Annotated in this window: 18 protein-coding genes; 8 read left to right on the top strand and 10 right to left on the bottom strand. The window is 63.3% G+C overall.

Features of this window, described 5'->3' with window-relative positions:
• Positions 1-43: 43 nt before the first annotated feature.
• The 3 genes from AWB78_RS12905 to manD all read right to left on the bottom strand — a co-directional run bounded on the left by AWB78_RS12905 (position 44) and on the right by manD (position 3,775).
• Positions 44-1,081, bottom strand: coding sequence for an L-idonate 5-dehydrogenase (locus AWB78_RS12905; RefSeq protein WP_062604974.1), 1,038 nt, complete (start codon positions 1,079-1,081; stop codon positions 44-46).
• A 67-nt stretch (positions 1,082-1,148) separates the two neighbouring features.
• On the bottom strand, positions 1,149-2,519 hold the full coding sequence (locus AWB78_RS12900; RefSeq protein WP_062604973.1) for an MFS transporter: 1,371 nt from the start codon (positions 2,517-2,519) through the stop codon (positions 1,149-1,151).
• Positions 2,520-2,566: 47 nt separating this feature from the next.
• Positions 2,567-3,775 (bottom strand): D-mannonate dehydratase ManD, encoded by a 1,209-nt coding sequence (manD, locus tag AWB78_RS12895; protein ID WP_062604972.1) that lies wholly within the window; start codon positions 3,773-3,775, stop codon positions 2,567-2,569.
• A gap of 106 nt (positions 3,776-3,881) precedes the next feature.
• Between manD and AWB78_RS12890 the strand changes: the two genes are divergently transcribed.
• Positions 3,882-5,363 carry a mannitol dehydrogenase family protein gene (locus tag AWB78_RS12890; RefSeq protein ID WP_062604971.1) on the top strand — a complete coding sequence of 494 codons (1,482 nt, stop codon included), beginning with the start codon at positions 3,882-3,884 and terminating at the stop codon, positions 5,361-5,363.
• 94 nt (positions 5,364-5,457) lie between these two features.
• Complete coding sequence (locus AWB78_RS12885; RefSeq protein WP_062604970.1) at positions 5,458-6,273, top strand: hypothetical protein; 816 nt, start codon at positions 5,458-5,460, stop codon at positions 6,271-6,273.
• Positions 6,274-6,297: 24 nt separating this feature from the next.
• On the opposite strand, the gene AWB78_RS12880 is transcribed toward AWB78_RS12885, so the two are convergent.
• The 7 genes from AWB78_RS12880 to AWB78_RS12850 all read right to left on the bottom strand — a co-directional run bounded on the left by AWB78_RS12880 (position 6,298) and on the right by AWB78_RS12850 (position 13,704).
• A complete protein-coding gene (locus AWB78_RS12880) occupies positions 6,298-7,779 on the bottom strand; it encodes a M81 family metallopeptidase (RefSeq protein WP_062604969.1) in 1,482 nt (493 codons plus the stop codon).
• Positions 7,776-9,035 (bottom strand): Zn-dependent hydrolase, encoded by a 1,260-nt coding sequence (locus AWB78_RS12875; protein WP_062604968.1) that lies wholly within the window; start codon positions 9,033-9,035, stop codon positions 7,776-7,778. Before AWB78_RS12875 ends, AWB78_RS12880 begins: the two co-directional genes overlap by 4 nt.
• A gap of 36 nt (positions 9,036-9,071) precedes the next feature.
• Positions 9,072-9,773: an ABC transporter ATP-binding protein gene (locus AWB78_RS12870; RefSeq protein WP_062604967.1), complete on the bottom strand. Its 702-nt coding sequence runs from the start codon at positions 9,771-9,773 to the stop codon at positions 9,072-9,074.
• Positions 9,770-10,537 carry an ABC transporter ATP-binding protein gene (locus tag AWB78_RS12865; protein WP_062604966.1) on the bottom strand — a complete coding sequence of 256 codons (768 nt, stop codon included), beginning with the start codon at positions 10,535-10,537 and terminating at the stop codon, positions 9,770-9,772. The genes AWB78_RS12870 and AWB78_RS12865 overlap by 4 nt, the downstream gene beginning before the upstream one ends.
• Positions 10,534-11,556 carry a branched-chain amino acid ABC transporter permease gene (locus AWB78_RS12860; RefSeq protein WP_062604965.1) on the bottom strand — a complete coding sequence of 341 codons (1,023 nt, stop codon included), beginning with the start codon at positions 11,554-11,556 and terminating at the stop codon, positions 10,534-10,536. Before AWB78_RS12860 ends, AWB78_RS12865 begins: the two co-directional genes overlap by 4 nt.
• Entirely contained in the window at positions 11,553-12,413 is an 861-nt protein-coding gene (locus AWB78_RS12855) for a branched-chain amino acid ABC transporter permease (protein WP_062604964.1), read from the bottom strand. The genes AWB78_RS12860 and AWB78_RS12855 overlap by 4 nt, the downstream gene beginning before the upstream one ends.
• An 82-nt stretch (positions 12,414-12,495) precedes the next feature.
• Positions 12,496-13,704, bottom strand: a complete 1,209-nt coding sequence (locus tag AWB78_RS12850; RefSeq protein ID WP_062604963.1) for an ABC transporter substrate-binding protein — start codon at positions 13,702-13,704, stop codon at positions 12,496-12,498.
• A 217-nt stretch (positions 13,705-13,921) separates the two neighbouring features.
• Between AWB78_RS12850 and AWB78_RS12845 the strand changes: the two genes are divergently transcribed.
• The 6 genes from AWB78_RS12845 to pqqD all read left to right on the top strand — a co-directional run bounded on the left by AWB78_RS12845 (position 13,922) and on the right by pqqD (position 20,079).
• The gene (locus AWB78_RS12845; protein ID WP_062604962.1) at positions 13,922-14,758 is read left to right on the top strand and encodes a FadR/GntR family transcriptional regulator; all 837 of its coding nucleotides are present in this window, start codon (positions 13,922-13,924) and stop codon (positions 14,756-14,758) included.
• A 208-nt stretch (positions 14,759-14,966) separates the two neighbouring features.
• Positions 14,967-16,535, top strand: a complete 1,569-nt coding sequence (locus AWB78_RS12840; protein ID WP_232477685.1) for a sensor domain-containing diguanylate cyclase — start codon at positions 14,967-14,969, stop codon at positions 16,533-16,535.
• 115 nt (positions 16,536-16,650) lie between these two features.
• Positions 16,651-17,295, top strand: coding sequence for a LysE family translocator (locus AWB78_RS12835; protein WP_062605065.1), 645 nt, complete (start codon positions 16,651-16,653; stop codon positions 17,293-17,295).
• A gap of 207 nt (positions 17,296-17,502) precedes the next feature.
• A complete protein-coding gene (locus tag AWB78_RS12830; protein ID WP_062604961.1) occupies positions 17,503-19,449 on the top strand; it encodes a sigma-54-dependent Fis family transcriptional regulator in 1,947 nt (648 codons plus the stop codon).
• 207 nt (positions 19,450-19,656) lie between these two features.
• Positions 19,657-19,731: a pyrroloquinoline quinone precursor peptide PqqA gene (gene pqqA, locus AWB78_RS12825; RefSeq protein WP_008347847.1), complete on the top strand. Its 75-nt coding sequence runs from the start codon at positions 19,657-19,659 to the stop codon at positions 19,729-19,731.
• Positions 19,732-19,797: 66 nt separating this feature from the next.
• Complete coding sequence (gene pqqD, locus AWB78_RS12820; RefSeq protein WP_062604960.1) at positions 19,798-20,079, top strand: pyrroloquinoline quinone biosynthesis peptide chaperone PqqD; 282 nt, start codon at positions 19,798-19,800, stop codon at positions 20,077-20,079.
• Positions 20,080-20,166 lie beyond the last annotated feature (87 nt).

The following is a 20,166-nucleotide window of genomic DNA, read 5'->3' as shown; positions in this document are numbered from 1 at the left end:
TTTTATGAATGTTGAATTTTGAATGCACCTTACGGCGCCGGTATCAGTCGAATTGCAGATGCACTTTCATCGACTGGTTGCGATCCAAAGCGACTTCGAATGCGCGGTTCGCTTCCGCGAGCGGAAACGCGTGCGTCATCAAGGGGCGAAGATCGATGCGCTGCGAGGCGATCTCGTCGGCGGCGGTCACGTATTCGTCCGTGAAGCGGAACGAGCCCTGATAACGCAGTTCCTTCGCCATCACGAGATTCGCGGCGACAGGCGACTGGCCGGCAGGCAGGTTGCCGAGCTGGATCACGGTGCCGCCCGCGCGCACCGAACGCAGAGCGGTGTCGAGCCCGGCCGGGCTGCCCGATGCCTCGATCACCACGTCGAAGGTGCCGCGCTCGCGCGACCAGCCGTCGATGCGCGCCTGATCGTTCGCGAGCACGGTTTCGTCCGCGCCGAGCGACGCGGCCATCGCGAGCGCCTTCTCGGCCAGATCGAGCGCGACGATGCGATGCGCACCCGCGCGACGCGCCGCCGCCAGCACAATGCAGCCGATCGGCCCGCAGCCGACCAGCAGCATCTTCGCGCCGACGAGCGACCCGGCGAGCTTCAACGCGTGCAGCGCGACGGCGAGCGGTTCGGCCATCGACGCCTGCGCGAAATCGAGCGTGTCCGGCACCGGCACGCATTGGCGCGCGGCGGCCGTGATGTACTGCCGGAACATCCCCTGCATGTGCGGAAACGTCGACGCGCTGCCCATGAAGCGCATGTTCAGGCAATGGTTCGGCATGCCCTTCACGCAGAAGCGGCACGTGCCGCAGTTCAGGCCGGGATTGACCGCGACGCGCTGGCCGACCTGCAGGCCGGTCACGCCCTCGCCCAGTGCGGCGATCTCGCCTGCCACTTCATGACCGAGCACGAACGGCTCGCGCACCGCGAAGTCGCCGCTCTTGCCCTTGAAGTAATACGAGAGATCCGAGCCGCAGATCCCGCCCGCGCGCACGCGAATCTGCACCTGGCCGGGCTGCGGCTCGGGCGTGTCGATCTCGTCGATAACGAGTTTCTTCGGTTCGTGGAGAACGGCTGCGAGCATGATCGGTGTCCTGGGTTGTGCGCTGGGATATGCGGATTGCGTTTTGTATGAAGCGTTTTGCATGCACTCAGCGGCGCGCGGCGAGCGCCGGTGCTGCGTGAGATTCGACGGTCACGGTGTCATGCTGCGGCGCGCCCCAGTCGTGCAGATCGCCGCCGAGCCGCACCGGCGCGGTTTCGGGCAGCAGCAGGAGCGAAATCGTCGAGATGATGCCGAGCACCGCCACATAAGCGATGAGCCCGATCGAGCTGCCGCCCGTCGCCTGGATCAGCTTGACCGCGACGAGCCCGAGCACGCCGCTGCCGATGAGCGAGCCGATCTGCCAGATGAGCGCGATACCGCTGCAGCGCACACGCGCCGGGAACAGTTCAGGAAAGAGCGACGCCTGCGGCGCATAGCAAAGGCTGTGGCCGACCGAGATCGCGAGGATCATCACGGTTTGAATCGCGAGGCGGCTGCCACTGTCGATCGCATGAAAGAGCGGCACCACGAGCAGCACATGCAGGACCGCGCCCGCAATAAAAGTCGCGCGCCTGCCGATGCGATCCGACAGCGCGCCGGCGAGCGGAATCGCGATGAGTTCGAGCAGCACCGCGACGATGATCGTCTGAAGGAGCAACGCGTCAGCGATGCCGTGCGCGCGGCCGTAGGCGAGCACGATCATCGTGTACATCGCGAACGTGCACGCCTCGATCAGCTTCGCGCCGACGCCCTTCGCGATCGTCGCGCCGTGCTGCTTCACCACTTCCACGACAGGGCGCGACTCGACGGCCTTGGTCTCGCGGATCGCCGCGAATACGGGTGATTCCTCGGTGCGCAAGCGAATATAGAGCCCCACGACGACCAGCACGATGCTGCCGAGGAACGGCAGACGCCAGCCCCAGCTCATCAGCTGCTCGTGGGTAAGCACGGCGGTGAGCACGGCGAAGATGCCCGACGGAATCAGAAAGCCCGCGGGCGCGCCGAGTTGCACGAGGCTCGCGAAGAAACCGCGTTCACGCGGCGGCGCGTATTCGGCGGTGAGCAATACCGCGCCGGCCTGCTCGCCGCCGACGCCGAAACCCTGAAGCACGCGGATCAGCACGAGCGCCGCCGGCGCCCAGATACCGATCTGCGAATAATCCGGCAACAGACCGATGGCGAACGTGCCGAGTCCCACTATCAGAATCGTGACGATCAACGCCTTCTTGCGTCCGATCCTGTCTCCGAAATGCCCGAAGACGATCCCGCCGATAGGCCGTGCGACGAAGCCGACCGCATAGGTGGCGAACGCGGCGAGCGTGCCGATCAGCGGATCGTGGCTCGGGAAGAATTTCGCGCCGAACACGAGCACCGCCGCCGTGCCATACACGAAGAAGTCGTAATACTCCGCCGCCGTGCCGATAGTCGATGCCGCCGCCACCCGGCGCAGCATCGCGCTGGTTTCTCTGTCTGCCATGTCTCTCTCCGGAATCTTGTGTTTTGGATGCGTAAAACCAGGCGCGCTCACCAGTTCCAGAGCGTGCCGTCCTCGAGGCGCGCCACGGGCAGATACGCCGGGTCGTACGGATACTTCGCGGCCAGCTTCTCGTCGATGTCCACGCCGTGCCCCGGCGCTTCGCCCGGATGCATCATTCCGCGATCGAACGACCATGCATGCGGGAACACGTCGAGCGCTTCTTTCGGGAAGCCCATGTATTCCTGCACGCCGAAGTTCGGCACCCACAGATCGAAGTGCAGCGCCGCACCCATGCAGACCGGCGAGAGATCGGACGGACCGTGACAACCCGTGCGCACCTGATACAGAGACGCGAAATCCGCAATGCGCTTCAGATGCGTGATGCCGCCCGCATGCGTGAGCGTCGCGCGGATATAGTCGATCAGCTGTTCCTCGATCAACTGCTTGCAATCCCAGATGCTGTTGAACACTTCGCCCACCGCGATCGGCGTCACGGTGTGCTCGCGGATCAGGCGGAACCCCGCCTGGTTCTCGGCAGGCGTCGGATCTTCCATCCAGAACAGTCGATACGGCTCGACGGATTTGCCGAGCCGCGCGGCTTCGATCGGCGTGAGACGGTGATGCACGTCGTGCAGGAGATGAGTATCGAAGCCGAACTTGTCCCGCACGGCCTCGAAGAGTTTCGGCACGAAATCGAGGTACTTTTCGGAGGACCAGCTCTGTTCTTCCACCGAGCCCTTGGTCGCAGGCTCGTACATGCCGTTGCCCTTCGCGACGCCATAGACCGAACGCATGTTCGGCACGCCGCATTGAATGCGAACCGCCTTGTAACCCTCTTCGACGTGCTCGGCGTAGCGGTCGAGTGCTTCGGGAATATCGCGGCCCGTAGCGTGCCCATAGACCATCACGCCTTCGCGCGACGCACCGCCGAGCAGCTTGTAGAGCGGCATGTTCGCGGCCTTGCCGAGAATATCCCAGAGCGCCATGTCGACAGCCGCGATCGCCGTCATCGTCACGGGACCGCGCCGCCAGTACGCGCCCTTATAGAGAAACTGCCACGTATCCTCGATGCGTCCCGCATCGCGCCCAATCAGCAATGGGCACACATGGTCCTTCAGATACGATGCGACGGCCAGTTCGCGGCCATTGAGCGTTGCATCGCCGATACCGTGGATGCCCTCGTCCGTCTCCACCTTCAACGTGACGAAATTGCGGCCGGGGCACGTCACGATCACGTCGGCGCGGATGATTTTCATAGGGATTTCCTTGAATGGGCATTCGATGTGGCGGATACTACCATACCAGTATGTTACATCGTCAATTACGGGTTTTCCCCATTCTGAATTCAAAATGCCATCGAACATGACTGACAAATCAACGCTTTCCCGTTCTTCCCTTTCTGCGCTCGAAGCGCATTGCCTGTCGTCCGGGTGGCATGAGCCCGCCATCGGCATCGTGCATTTGGGCATCGGCAATTTTCATCGCGCACACGAAGCGCTCTATACGGAAGAGGCGATGCTCGCGCAGGCCGGCGACTGGGGCATCTGCGGCGTCACGCTGCAAGGCGACGTGAGCAAACGCGATGCATTGATGGCACAGGACGGCCTCTACAGCGTCGTCGAGCGTGGTCCCGAAGGCGTGCGCGTGACGGTCGTGCGCGCATTGCGTGAAGTGCTGGCGATGCCGTTCGATCGTGCGCGTCTCTTCGAACGCTTCGCCGATGAGCGCGTACGCATCGTGTCGCTGACGGTCACCGAGAAAGGCTATTGCCTCGACCCGCGCACGGGCGACGCCGACTTCGCCCATCCGGGCGTCGCGCACGATCTCGCGCATCCGGACGCGCCTTCCACTGTGCCGGGCATTCTCTGTGCCGCGCTGAAGGCGCGCCGCGACGCGGGCAAGCCGCCGTTCACCGTGCTCTCGTGCGACAACCTCTCGCACAATGGCGACGCGCTCCGCCAGGCCGTATGCTCGTTCGCGCGCAGGCTCGATCCGGCGCTCGCCACGTGGATCGAGACGGAGGTTGCCTTTCCGTCGACGATGGTGGACCGCATCGTCCCCGCCACGACCGACGCCGACCGCGAAGCCGCGCAAGCGGCCCTCGGCATGCGCGACGAAATACCCGTGCCGTGCGAGCCGTTTCGCCAGTGGGTGATCGAGGATCGTTTTCCGGCCGGACGCCCGGCGTGGGAAACGGCGGGTGCGCAGCTCGTCGACGATGTCGCGCCGTTCGAAATCGCGAAGCTGCGCATGCTGAACGCGACGCACTCGACGCTCGCGTATCTGTCGATGCTGACGGGCTTCGAAACCATCAGCGACGCGGTCGGCCACGCGCCCCTCAGAACCCTGATCCACGCGATGATGACGCGCGAGATCGCGCCGACGCTCGCCGTTCCCGCGTCGTTCGATCTCGCCGGATACCGCGACGCGCTGCTCGATCGCTATGCGAACCCCGCGCTGAAGCACCGTTGCGCTCAGATCGCGATGGACGGCAGCCAGAAGATGCCGCCGCGCATTCTGTCGACCATTGCGGCACGGCTCGATGCGGGCCAGCCGATCGAACGGCTCGCGCTCGCGGTCGCGGCGTGGTTCGCATTTCTGCGCGGACGTGCCGACGATGGCGCTCGCTATGCAATCAGCGATCCGCTCGCCGAACGCCTCACGCAAGCCGCCGAACGCGCGGATACGCCCGAGCACCTCGTCGATGCGCTGCTCGCCGTGAGCGATGTCTTCCCCGCATCGCTCGCGCGTAATCCGGCGCTACGCGAAGCGCTCCTGCGCGCCGCGACGAAGCTGCGCGGCGGCGCGCTCGCGACGATCGATGAGTATGCCCGCATGGATTGAATTCATAATCACGCATGCAAGATGCCGATCCGTGCGCTTCGTTTTAAGATAGCCACTTCATCATGACCTCGGCTTCTTGCGCCAGGAGTGGCAGGTGTCTCTATTGAAATGTCGACGTTGCGCCGCTCTATGTGTGGCCTGCGCGCTGCTGTGCGGGCCGGTGTCCACGTTCGCGGTCCCGGCGAGCGACGCATCGGCGCCGGCGATCATGTCCGCCGATGCGCTTCCGCCCAACTTTACCGGTGACGATCCCGAGCACGTTCGCGATGCGCTCGCGGGCCACCCGGCGCCTGGCCAGGCGCCATCGATCACGAACCGTGTGCGGGCGTTTCTTTCGCATCCGTTCCGCAAATCGCAGCAAGGCGCTTCGGCGGCGGACGGTGCGAGTCAATCGAAAACGCAGACGAACGCGCGGGCGGATCGCACGTTCACGTTCGTGATCCCGGTTTCCTACGGCGTGCGCTACCTGTCGAAGAAGAAGGTGCTCACCGTGAACGTGTCGCTGGCGGCGCCGGAGAATCCGGACGCGATTCTGCTCAAGGAGACCGTAAAGGGCCAAAGCGGCCGCAAGCTCGTCGTCGCGCCGGAGGCGAAAGCGAAGGGATTCGTTCAGACCTTCGACATCATCCAGTTGAGGCCGCAAGGCGGCATGAAGACCACGGTACGAGGCCGCACGCTCCTGCCGAAGTTCGATCACGAGCACGACAACGACGACTTCGCGATCGTTCTCATCTGCACCCTTGCGCCGCCCTATCTGCTGGACGACGTCGAGCACAGCGCGCCCACCGACGAAGAACCCACGGACATCACGCGCAGAACATCGACACTGAATGGAAGCGTCGATGCGGCGTGGCTCATCGATCGCAAGGAAGGCACGATCGTGACGAAGCGGCTGCGCCTCGTGAAATGACAGGCGCGCCGCGTCCCGGTTCGATCAATACTCGATACTCGAATCCAGCGGATAGACAGGCCGCTTCAGGTTCTCGAACGAGAAGAGACCATAGTCGGAGCTCGTGACGCCACGACTATCGCATTCGACGAGGCCGCCCGAAGTCGGCACGAACACCGGGCGGCAATACATGCGCGACTTGAGGATCAGAAACCGCGCGCCACGCGGATCGATACCGACGCTTTCGAACACGCCCAGATCCCACGGTTCGTGCGTGCGCTCCGTCACCAGAATGCGCGCCGCCGGCGTTTCGAGCACCGCCGCGCGCCCCATATACGCGCGTTGTCCCGTGTAGGTCGGGCCGCTGATGATGTATTCGCCATCGGTCAACGCGCGCACGACGCCCGTCACTTCGAGCGGCTGCTTGTCGCGCGCATCCACGCTTGCAAGCTTGTTGCCGATGCCAACCGTGACGGTCGCGCCCTCGCCTGCTTCAAAGAGCTTCGCCACCGCTTCGGAATCGCACAACGGCCCGACGACGATGCCATCGAGTCCTTGCTTCAACGCTTCCTCGAATGCATCGGTTGTGTCGCACGTTCCGCCCGACATGCAGTTGTCGCCGTGATCGAGCAGCAGCACGGGCTTGTCGGTTTCGCGCGCGAGTGCGGCACCTTCGCCGATCGACTGCGCGAGCGGCGCGCTGCGATAGACGAAGTCGTCGCGCGCGTCCCAGATCTGCCGCGCGATGCGATCCGCAACCTCCTGCGCTTTCTCGCGCACACCATCCGCGACGACGACGACGCTGATGCAAGGCGCGGCGATATCGGCAAGCGAGAAGCCCGACAGCACCGACACGGCCAGCACGCCGTCCTCGCCCTCAGCGGCTCGCGCCGCATCGACGGCGCGCTTCATCGCGCCCTCGGCGGTCGAACTCCTGAGCGTGTGCGTGAGCAGCGGCGGCTGCGCCCATGCGATCACGGGCTTGGCCTTGCCGTGAATGAGATCGAGCAACAGCCGCGCCGCATGCTCGCCGCTTTCAACCATATCGACGTGCGGATAGGTCTTGAAGCTCGTGATTACATTTGCGTTGTCGATCATCTTCTGCGTGACGTTCGCGTGCAGATCGAGCGATACCGCGATGGGCGCATGCGGCAGCACACGCCGTACACGTTCGAGCAGATCGCCTTCGCCATCGGGCGAATTCTCCGCGACCATCGCGCCGTGCAGATCGAGCATCACCGCATCGCAACCTTCGGCTGCCTCGACGATTGCCTGGCAGATCGCGTCATAAGCGGCAGCGGCAACACGTCCGCTCGGATTCGCCGACGCCGATATCGGCGTGACGATCTCAGCCCCTTCGCGCTTCGCCGCATCGATGAACGCGGACATCGCTGTGCGCATCCCCGCATTCTCACGATACGCATCGTCGCCATAGCAGGGACCGTCGCGCCCGAACGCTTCGAGCGGCGTCGCTACCGGCGAGAACGTGTTGGTCTCGTGATTCATGCGCGCGATGAGAATCTTCATGCGGCCTCTCCTTCGGATGCATTCGCCGCGCGCAGCATCACGCGCAAAAGCACGTTACAGCCTGCTTCGAGATGATCGGCGTGCGCATCCTCGATTTCGTTATGGCTGATGCCGTCCTTGCACGGAACGAAGATCATCGCCGCCGGCGCCACGCGCGCGAGGTACACGGCGTCATGTCCCGCGCCGCTCACGACATCCATCGACGTGAAGCCGAGCGCATCGGCGCTCTCGCGCACCGAAGCCACCAGCGTGTCCGCGAACGGTTGCGGCGCGAAGTAGACCACTTCGTCTACCGTCACCGGCAAGCCCGCTTGCGCGCATGCGTCGCGCAATGCGCGATCCATCTCGAGCAGCGTGGCATCGTCGGCGGCGCGCAGATCGACGGTCAGTTTCACGCGTCCCGGAATCACATTGCGCGAGTTGGGATGCACGTTCACCCAGCCGACCGTGCCACGTCCATGCGGCGCATGATCGAGCGCGATGCGATTGACCGTGCGAATCAGGTCCGCCGCGACGAGCAGCGCATCGCGGCGCAGCTCCATCGGCGTCGGGCCTGCATGCGCTTCCATGCCCTCGATGGTCACGTCGTACCAGCGCTGGCCGAGCGCGCCCTGCACCACACCGATCACCTTGTCGTTCGCTTCGAGCACCGGCCCCTGCTCGATGTGCGCCTCGAAATAAGCGCCCACGTCATGTGCCGGAACGCGCTCGCCCGCATAGCCGATCGACGCGAGTGCATCGCGCACGGACACGTCTTCTCGATCCACTTGCGCGAGCGCATGCTCGAGCGTGAACGCGCCCGCGAACACGCCCGAGCCCATCATCACCGGCACGAAGCGCGAGCCTTCCTCGTTGGTCCATACGGCGACTTCGAGCGGCGCAGCGGTGCGCACATTGTTGTCGTTCAGCGTGCGCAATACTTCGAGGCCGGCCAGTACACCGTAGTTGCCGTCGAACTTGCCGCCCGTCGGCTGCGTGTCGATATGGCTGCCCGTCACGACTGGCGGAAGATCGTCACGCGTACCCGCGCGCCGCGCGAAGATATTGCCGATGGCATCGACGCGCACCGTGCAGCCGATTTCCTTCGCCCACGCGACGAAGAGATCGCGGCCTTGCTTGTCGAGTTCGGTGAGCGCGAGGCGGCACACGCCGCCTTTCTCCGTCGCGCCGATTCGAGCGAGCTCCATCAGACTGTTCCAGAGACGCGCACCGTCGATGCGCAAGCCGGCCTGCGCCGGCATATCGTGAGCTTGCATTCGAGGTTCCTTCGCTAGGTAATGGCGAGCGCGGCGTCAGACGACGCCGACACCGAGATAACGGTCCTTGATGGATTCATCGGCAATGAACGCATCGTTCGCACCTTCGTACACGATGCGCCCTTGCTCGATGATGTAATGACGATCCGCGAGCTGCGTGCAGACTTCGAGATTCTGTTCGACGAGCAGGATCGTCACGCCCGCTTTGCGAATCAGCTTCAATTGCGCGACGATCTCTTCGACGATCACAGGCGCGAGCCCTTCCACCGGTTCATCGAGCATGAGCAGGCGTGGATGATTCATCAGCGCGCGGCCGATTGCGAGCATCTGTTGTTCGCCACCGGAAAGCTGGCCGCCGCCATTCGTGCGCCGCTCTTTCAGGCGCGGAAAGATGCGATAGATATCGGCCAGTTGCCACGGCGAATCCTTGCGCGCGCCGAGCCGAAGATTCTCTTCCACCGACAGCAACTTGAAGATGCCGCGATGCTCCGGCACGAAGCACACGCCGCGCGCCGCGATCTTGTGAGGCGGCAGCTTCGCGAGCTCGGCGCCCTTGAATTTCACACTGCCTCGCTGCGCTGTCACGACGCCCGCGATGCTCTTGAGCGTCGTCGATTTGCCCGCCCCATTGCGGCCGAGCAATGTAACGGTCTCGCCTTCACCGATCTTGAGCGATACCCCCTGAAGAATATGGCTCTTGCCGTAATAGCCGTGAATGTTATCGACATCGAGCATCATGCGCGGCCTCCGGTGATCATGTTGCCGAGATAGGCGCTGCGCACGCGTTCGTCGCCGCGAATGTCCGCCGGCTTGCCTTCGACCAGCACGCGGCCTTGTTGCATCACCGTGATCGTGTCGGAGATATCCATGACGATATCCATGTTGTGCTCGATCAGCACGACCGTATAGTCGTCGCGCAGGCTGCGGATCAGATGCTTCATGTCGTCGAGATCGTCGATGCCCATGCCGGAAGTCGGCTCGTCGAGAAAGATCGCCTTGGGCCGCGCGGCGAGCGCCATACCTACTTCGAGGCGTCGTTGCTGACCATGCGACAGCGCGCTCGCCTGCGTCGATGCGAAGCGCTGCAACGCAAGACGCTCCAGAACGCCATCGACCGTATCGCGATGTTCGAGCGCGCCACGCGGCGGCGTCCATGCGTTGAGCGCGCGCTTCGAGTCGACGCCTTGCGCGGCGAGCCGCAGGTTTTCGCGCACGCTGAGATTCGTGAAGAGGCTCGTCACCTGAAACGAGCGCGCGATGCCGCGCTTCACGCGACGGTGATCGGGCTCATGCGTTACGTCGTGACCATCGAACACGATGTTGCCCGCCGTGATCGGCACCGTGCCCGTCAGCACGTGAAAGAGCGTGGTCTTGCCCGCGCCGTTCGGGCCGATCACCGAATGCACCGTATTCTTCACGATGCGCAGATTCACATCGGTCAGCGCCGAGAACTTGCCATAGCGTTTCGCGACGCCCTTCGCTTCCAGTATCGACGCGCTCATGCCGGCTCTCCTTCGTTGCGCCTCACCGCGCGCCAGATGCGTTCACCCAGTCCCCACAGGCCACGCTGCATGAACAGGCTCACGGCGATCAGCACGAGCCCGAGCAGCAGGAGCCAGCGCGGCCAGAGCGTCGAAAGCCAGTCGGCGAACAACACATAGAACGCCGCGCCGAGCACGGAGGAAAAGAGGTTGCCCGTGCCGCCGATCACCGTCATCACGAGAATCATCTCGCTCGTGTGATAGTCGATGTTCGATAGCGGCGCGATGCCCGTCATCATCGCGTGCAGTGCGCCGGCCAGGCCGGTGACCGCGCCCGATACGACGAACGCCGCGAGCTTGAAGCGCTTGACGTCGTAGCCGACGGCAGCGGCGCGCGCTTCGTTGTCGCGGATCGCGAGCAATGTGCGGCCGAAGACCGAATGGGACACGCGCAGCATCAGCCAGAACGCGATCAGGAACAGTATCGCGACGAACGCGTAGTACTGCCACGGCGATGCGATCGATACGAGCGGCTGACCGAAGATCGACAAGGCCGGACGCGGGATATCGAGCAGACCGTTGTCGCCGCCGGTGAGATCGGGCGTCGTGTAGGCGAGAAAGTAGAACATCTGCCCGAATGCGAGCGTGAGCATCACGAAGTACGCGCCGCGCTGACGGATCGAGAACCATCCGACGATGGCCGCCGCGACGGCGCCCACCACGATGGCACCGAGCAACGCAGCAGGGACTTGCAATCCCGACTTCGTGAGTATCAGGCCGGCGCTATAACTGCCGAGTCCAAAGAAGATGCCTTGCCCGAAAGACAGCAAGCCCGTATGCCCGAGCAGCAGATTGCAGCCGAGCGCGGCGAGCGCATAGACGAGCACTTCCGTTGCGAGCGATCCGGAACGCATCGTCATCGGCAGAATGCACACGACGATCGCCGCGAGCAGCAGGAACCGATATCGATGCAGCGAATGCCTGAGGGATCGTTGGGGCACGCTCACGTCCAATGCTTTCGAATCGAGTTTGGAATTCACGCGGTCCTCCCGAGCAATCCGTTCGGACGCAGCAGCAGCACTGCCGCCATCGCGACATAGATCATGAGACGCGCGCCTTCGGGCCATAGCGTGCTCATCACGCTTTGCACGATGCCGACGAGCAATCCGCCGACGAGCGCGCCGAGAAAGTTGCCCATGCCGCCCACCACGACGACGACGAACGCAACGCCGAGCGCTTCGATGCCCATGAACGGATCGACGCCGCGTATCGGCGCGGCGAGCACGCCCGCGAGCGCCGCGGTGCCTGCGCCGAGCGCGAACACGAGACTGAAGATGCGCGTCACGTTGATGCCGAGCAACGAGACCATCTCGCTCGATTCGCTGCCCGCGCGCACCGCGCTGCCGAGGCGCGTGCCTTCGAGCACCCACCATAGGATGCCTGCCAGCACGGCCGTGAACGCGATCACGAAGAGGCGGTATTTCGGGTAGATGAAGCTGCCCCACATCACGACGCCGTTCAGGATGTCGGGCACGGCCACGTTATCGCCGAGCGGCCCCCACGCGATGATCGCGCATTCCTGTATCACGAGTGCGAGACCGACCGTCGCGAGAATATGGAACTCGTGCTGTTGCGCATAGACGTGCCGCAGCACGGCCTTTTCGACGATCCACGCGCACGCGCCGACGACGATGGGCACGACGACGAGCGCGGCCCAGAAGCTCATCGACCACTGCATCGCCTGATAGCAGAAATAGGCGCCCAACAGATAGAACGCGCCGTGCGCGAAGTTCACGAAGCGCAGCAACCCGAACACGATCGACAAACCGACCGCGAGCAGAAAATACAACATGCCCACGCCGATGCCGTTCACGACCTGCAACAGATAAACGTTCATGGCCTTGCATCAGAAGAGTGGCGGCGCGAATGCGGGCCTTGCCTGCATTCGCATGAGAGCGACGCGTCAGGACATCAGCCGATCAGGCCAGCTTGCACTGCGTCTTGTCGAGCGGCAGGAACGATTGACCCGAGCTCACGATATCGGCGTAATCGTCCTTGTCTTTCATCTTGCTCTTCGGCTTGCCCTTCAACAGGTAGTAGTTTTTCAGCACCTGATGATCGCCGGCGCGAATCTCTTCGGGACCGGTCAGGCCCGCGTACTTCATGCCCTGAAGCGCGGCGATAACCTTCTTCGTATCGGCGGTGCCCGCCTTCACGATGCCATCGAGAAGAATCTTCGTGCAGATATACGAACCCGCGAGGCTGTAGTTCGGGTTCGACTTATAGGCCGCATTCACGCGCTTGACGAGATCGTGATTGAGCGGCGTGTCGATCGCATGCCAGTACTGCGCGCCGAAATACACGCCCTCGCAGATATCCGGACCGAGCGCTTCGAATTGCTCCAGACCCGACGCCCATGCCATCAGGATCGTGCAGTTGTTCTTCATACCGAAGCTCACGGCCTGACGCAAGGTGTCTGACGATTGCGAGCCGAAGTTGAGGATGAGAAGGACATCCGGCTTCGCGGCGACCGCATTGGTCAGATAACCGCTGAACTCCTTTTCATTGAGCGAGTGATAGCTGTTGCCCACATGCTCGATGCCCTTCTCCTTGAAGATGTTCTTCGCCGCGGACAGGAGGCCGTCGCCGAACACGTATTGCGGCGTGATCGTGTACCAGCGCTTCGCCTTGGGCATCGTTTCGATCAGCGGGCGCACGGTCTGCTCGATCGCGCCGAAGGTCGGCACCGACCAGCGGAAGGTCGCGCTGTTGCAGTCCTTGCCGGTGAGCTCGTCCGCGCCTGCCGTCGTGATGAAAATGCCGTCGGCCTTCTCGGCTTCCTTGCCCATCGCAAGCGCCTCCGACGAAAGAATGCCGCCCGCGAAAAAGCGTGCGTTCTTTTGCTGCGCGATTTCCTGCACGCGCCGCACGGCGGTTGCGGGTTTTCCCTCGGTATCGAGCGTCGTATAAGCGAGCGGCTGACCGAGCACCTTGCCGTATTGCTCGATCGCGAGCTTCATGCCGAGGTCCGCATACTTGCCGTTGGCCGCGAAGGGACCGGACATCGGGACCGGGCACGCGAACTGGATCGGCGAGCCCTGAGCAAAGGCGCTTCTTGCGACGAGCGCCTCGAACGATCCGGGAATGGCCGACAGCGCGGCCAGCTTCAACATGTTTCGGCGATTCAAAATTGACGCTCCTTGAGAAGATGACTCGCGCAGCCGCCCCGCGTTATTTTCATGGTACGTTCAAGCCTCGGCTCGGTTCATTCTATTTATCATGATAAATAGAATGAACCTGATGCTAGGAACAATAAATTCGGGTGTCAATAAGGCAAAATTCGGGTGAGCGAATTCGTGCGCGCGCGTACAAAGCCGACAAGCGGACAAAGAAAGGAGCATCGACATGGTGATGGAGCGTGCAAAGCGCGCCGGCGCGGCAATCGAGATCGCGCAGCAGCCGATCAAACAGCCGAAGCGCGCGGATCTGGTCGCCGAGGAAATCAAGCGGCTGATCACGGAAAAGAACCTGAAGCCCGGTGACAAGCTGCCGCGTGAAGTCGAATTGCAGCAACTCTTTTCAGTAAGCAAGAGCACGACGCGCGAAGCGCTCAAGTCGCTCGAAGTGCAAGGCCTCATCAAAGTGACGACGGGGCCATCGGGCGGCGGCACCATCGTCGAAGTGCCGCTCGATCGCACCTTGCAGCTCTTGCAGAACTATCTGTTCTTCAAGGACGTGAGCATCGACGATATCTACACCGTGCGTCAACTGCTCGAGCCCGAGCTCGCGGCAGGCGCGGTGCCGCATCTCACCGATGAAGATTTCGCGGCGCTCGAAGCGAACATCGCGTGTTGCGATGAACCCGCTTCGGCGCATGCGAATCGGGACATCGTCAGGCAGCGTCAGGAGGACGTGAACTTCCACGACATCCTCGCCGCCGCAAATCCCAACCCCTTCCTGCGCTTCACGTGCGAGCTCATCAACGAGATGATCCGGCAGCTCATCGAGTTCAGGAACGACACGCCACAAGCCGAGCATGAACGCTTCGGCCGCGCAAACGTGAAGATTCACAAGGCGATCACCGAAGCGGCGCGCGCGCGGGATGCGGAGAAGGTACGTGAGTTGATGGTGGTCCACATGACCGAAGCGCCCCGCTACGTGAAGCGCATGAAGGGCAAGCTGCGCGGGCGGCTCATTCTCGACTCTGAGATTCGCAAGCGCATGAGCGGACGCGGCAACTGATTCGCGGACGGCCGTGCGAAACGGCCGAGGCACGACCGACTACAATCCTTATGCAAAGGCGCGTGGAGCGCGTGTTTGCCGGATGCTCCGGATGCGCGTCACATCATTTCAACCCATAAAACACGGAGTGTTTCGACGCAATGCAGGGCAGCGCCGGACGTCATGCCGTGCTCTGCCGTGCGGAAATGGCGCCATGCGGAGAACCTGAATGCCCGCCAGATTGAATGCCGTTCGCAAGACTGGACGCATGGTCAGTCGCCGGCTGATGCGTCGCAACCGCAGCGCGGCGATGCGCTTCGCCGAGGCGTTCTCGCGGTTTCCCGTGCTCGCCGGACTTCTCGGCACCGCCATCGCCGTTTCCATGGCCGTGCTGTCCTTCGCCGCGCTCTGGCAGGGACGCGCGCAAGCGTTGCAGAACGCACATCAGGCATCGGCCAATCTAGTCGCCACCTTGAGCGCCGATATCGCGCGCAATATCGAAGCGAGCGACCTCTCGCTGCGCACCATCATCAGCGGCGCGCAAAACCCCGCAGTGATGGCGCTTCCGCCCGATCTGCGCAAGCTCGTCCTGTTCGATGGCGCCACCGGTATGAGTTATGTCGGCGGCGCGTTCGTGATGAATCGCGAAGGACGCATCGTCGTCGAACGCGATCCGTCCCAGCATGCGGACCTGCTGTTCAACGACCGCGATTACTTCAGGATTCACGCCGACAACCCTAACGCGGGCCTCTTCATCTCCGAACCTTACGCGTCACGGTTGCGCAAGGGCGCGAGTTCGCTCGCGATGAGCCGGCGCATCGATGCGCCGGACGGCTCGTTCGCGGGCGTCGCCGTGATCGCCCTGAACGTCTCTTACTTCACGAACCTGCTTGCGCATGTGAGCGTCGGCCCGTCCGGCTCGGTGTTCATCGTGCAGGAGGACGGCGTGGTGATCGCGCGCGAGCCGGCGTTGCAGTCGGAAGAAGCGCGATACGTCGTGAAGTCGCCGACGCTGACCGCGATGAAGGACGCACCTTCCGGCTCCTACATCTCCAGGTCGGCGATCGACGGCGTGCGGCGGCTCTACACCTTCCAGCACGTGCCGGGCACGCATCTGATCGCGGCGGTCGCGCCCGCGGAACACGATGTGCTCAGCGCCTGGCGCCAGCGCAGCATTATCATCGGCGGCCTGACGCTGATGTTCGGCGGCGGCTTCATCATCATCTCCTGGCTGCTCGCGATCTCGCTGCGTTCGCGGGCGATCGCGCAAGAGAAGCTGCAACGGCTCGCGGGCACCGATTCGCTCACCGGGCTATGCAACCGCCGCGCGCTCGACCGCCGGCTCGACGAGGAATGGCGGCGTGCGCGCCGGGTCGGCCAGCCGCTTTCGGCGCTGTTCGTCGACGTCGATTACTTCAAGCTCTATAACGACACCTACGGTCACGCGATGGGCGACGACGCGCTCATCGCGGTGGCCGATTGCATACAAAATTCCGCGAAGCGGCCCGGCGATATCGTCGCGCGTTATGGCGGCGAGGAGTTCGTCGTGGTATTGCCGGGCGCCGCCGCGAGCGGCGCGTTCACGTTCGCGGAGCGCCTGCGCGTGAAGGTCGAGGAGCTCGCGATCCCCAACGGCGCCGCGCCCAGGCGCGTCCTGACGATCAGCATCGGCTGCGCCACGGCGTCGCCGCGCCAAAGCGACGACGCCCTCAAGCTGCTCAGCAGCGCCGACGCTGCGCTCTATCTCGCGAAGCGCACAGGACGCAATCGCGCGATACACGAAGACAGCGGCGCGTGAAGCGACGCGCGCGGCATCGGGCGTATCATGCATGCGGCATGCAATCAGGCGTTTTGCATGCCGCATGCAAAAGCAATCGATCACATCCGGGACGCTTCCGGAAGGAGACAATTCGATGACCGCATCGAGCGCCGTACTCGCGATTCTCTTCTCGTTGCTGCTGGGCGCGATGATTCCCGGACCGAGCTTCGTGATCGTGGCGCGCAACGCCATCGGCATATCGCGCGCCGATGGCCTCGCGACCGCGCTCGGCATGGGCGTGGGCGGCATCTTCTTCGGCGGCATCGCGCTCGCGGGGCTCTATACGCTGCTCGTCGCCGTCGAATGGCTCTATGTCGCGCTGAAGGTCGCCGGCGGCCTCTATCTGATCTATATCGCGTCGAAGGTCTGGCGCAGCGCCGCGCAGCCGATGCGGATGCCCGCGCAAGATCATGCGCGCGACCTCACGCGAAGCGCACGCAAGTCGTTCTGGCTCGGCCTCACCACGCAGTTGAGCAATCCGAAGACGGCGATCTGGTACGGCAGCATCTTCGCGGCGCTTCTGCCGCAACATCCCCCGCTGTGGTGCTATTTCGTGCTGCCGCCGATGGTCTTCGCGATCGAGACCGGCTGGTACACCGTCGTGGCTCTGGGCTTCTCCAGCCAGCGTCCGCGCGACATGTACCTGCGCGCGAAGAAGTGGATCGACCGCATCGCAGCCGGCGTGATCGCGGCACTCGGCCTGCGCCTCGTTCTCACGGCGGGCAAGACCGGCCTGTAATTCCGCATGCAAAACGCATAACGCAAAACGCGCCGCGGCATTCTGAATGCAGAAGACCAGGCGCGCCATCGTTCGCGATTGACGACACCTCACTCCTTTCGTTTAGCTGACGCACAAAATCCCTCGCGCTCATTGGCGCAGGACTTGCTTTTTATCCTGCGCTCAAACATCCGGCGACACGACCGGCACTTGCACAAGGAGGAGACGATGCAAGACGATATTCGCGAGATCACGGCTTCCCACGATGAACGAGAGAGCGGCTGGCTCATTCCATCGATCCGCAAGGCGCACGAACGGTCGGAGACATTCGGCCTCAACGCGTCGACGCGACCCGACTACGACGTCCTGACCCGAGGCGATCTGCTGCTCAAGCTCGAGCAGAACCGGGTGCTGTGCGCGCACGCCACGCCGGTGATGGAAACGCTGCGGGAACAGATCGTCAACACGCAAAGCATGATCGTGCTGACCGATGCTCAAGGGCTCATCCTTCACTCCACAGGCGATGATGATTTCCTCGCACGCGCCGAAAAGGTTGCGCTCAGGGCCGGCGCGAACTGGGCGGAAGAGCGGCAAGGCACCAATGCGATCGGCACCGCGATCGCGGAACGCTCCCCGACTGTCGTGCATGGCGATCAGCACTATCTCGCCGCCAATCGCTTTCTCACGTGTTCCAGCGTGCCGATCCTCGATCCCTACGGCGATCTGATCGGCGTGCTCGACGTCACCGGCGATCATCGCAGCTACCATCGTCACACGATGGCGCTCGCGCGCATGTCGGTGCAGATGATCGAAAACCACCTGTTTTCCAGCACTTTCCAGGGCATGCTGCAGATCGCGTTCCATGGCCGCCCTGAATTTCTTGGCACGCTGATGGAAGGCATCATGGCCTTCACGTGCGACGGGCGCTTTCTCTCGGCCAATCGCAGCGCGCAATTCCAGTTCGGCCTGCCCCTCTCGGCGTTGCGCGCGCATACCCTGTCGTCGCTCTTCGGGCTGACGAGCGCGCAACTGATCGAACGTTCGCATTTGAACCGGATGTCGCACATCCCGCTCGATCTGAACAACGGCACCGTCGTGTGTGCCCGCGTGCGCCTGAATCGCGCGCCCATCGGCGAGGGCGCTGCCGCGTCTTCCGTGGTGTCCAGAAGCGCGCCGCGCGCACCGGCCGTGATCGACACCTCATCGAAACTCGCATCGCTCGATACCGGCGACCCCAAGGTGGCCGCCGTCATCGGCAAGGTGCGCAAGGTCATCGGCAAGGACATACCGATACTCATCACCGGCGAAACAGGCACCGGCAAGGAACTGCTCGCGCAGGCCATTCACGGCGATTCGCCGCGCCGCGCGGGGCCGTTCGTCGCGGTGAATTGCGCATCGATTCCGGAGAACCTGATCGAATCGGAACTCTTCGGCTATGAGGAAGGCGCGTTCACAGGCGCGCGTCGCAAAGGCGCGGCGGGCAAGCTCTTGCAAGCCAATGGCGGCACGCTCTTTCTCGACGAGATCGGCGACATGCCCTATCCGCTGCAAGTGCGTCTGTTGCGCGTGCTGCAGGAACGCGTCGTCGATCCGCTCGGCTCGAGCAAGTCGATACCGGTCGACGTCGCGATCATCTGCGCGACGCACCGCAACCTGCGCGAGATGATCGAGCAGAACCGCTTTCGCGAGGACCTGTATTACCGGCTGAACGGTCTCGTCGTGAAGCTCCCGCCATTGCGCGAGCGCACCGACCTCGCGGCCGTCATCACGAAGATGCTGCGCGCCGTGAGCGCCGATGAAGCGTGCGGCATGCGCCTGTCCATCGACGACGAAGTGATGGCGCTGTTCGAGCACTACGCGTGGCCCGGCAACTTCCGGCAACTGTGCAATCTGCTTCGCACGGCGGCCGCAATGGTGGACGACGACGGCTGCATTCGCCGCGAGCATCTTCCCGAAGACTTTTTCGATGAACCACGCACGAGGGTGCAAAGCCCGTCTGAAGCATGTATTTCATCGACGTTCGCTTCGGGGCGTCTGCAGGAAGTGACGGCCTCGGTGATAGCGGCGGCGCTCGCGCGGCATCGTGGCAACGTGTCGGCGGCCGCGCGCGCACTCGGCGTTTCGCGCAACACGATCTATCGCAAGATGCCCGCATGTTCAGCGATGGAACAATGACCTGTTCCATACGGTGTTCCACTTCGATACACCCGTGTTGCGGGAAGACACAGCGCGGCCACGATGACCGCGCATCATCGAAATAGAACTGAAAGGCAGCGGCGTGTACATGCACGGTCGCTTCATCGAAGGCACGGAGCTTGCATTTTCGACGTCCGATTGCGAAACGGTTCGCGATCTTACTCGAACATCACCAAGGAGATGAACATGCAATGGACGACGCCCGCCTTCACCGATCTGCGCTTCGGCTTCGAGATCACGATGTATATCGCCACGCGTTAATGCTTCGATAAAGACAAGGCCGGGTGGCTCTTCCGACCCGGCCTTGCGCCCTCTTCTCTTCTCCACATGAACTCAACGACCGCGCGTGCGGGCGCGCTCACGCGCCCGCGTCTGCGCGCGCCATTGAAGCTGCATTGGCACGCGAATATGCGCACATGCGAGATCGTGCATCCGAGCGGCAGCGTCGAACTCAATCGCAGTGCGGGCGAGATACTCGCACGCTGCGATGGCACGCGCGAGCTCGACGACATCATCGGCGAGCTCGAAGCGCACTTCGGCATATCGGGTCTTGCGACGGACGTGTATCGCTTCATCGATGAAGCGCGCCGTCTTGGCTGGCTCGATTGAACCGGGCGCTGTCACATCGGGCAACACGCCAAACGTCCCACTGCTCCACGATGCAACACACAGGCACGCACGCGCCATAGCGTTCGA

This window comes from Caballeronia calidae, from assembly GCF_900044055.2.
Taxonomy (GTDB): domain Bacteria; phylum Pseudomonadota; class Gammaproteobacteria; order Burkholderiales; family Burkholderiaceae; genus Caballeronia; species Caballeronia calidae.
The sequence above is the reverse complement of the archived record's forward strand: the minus strand, read 5'-3'. Positions and strand labels throughout refer to the sequence as shown.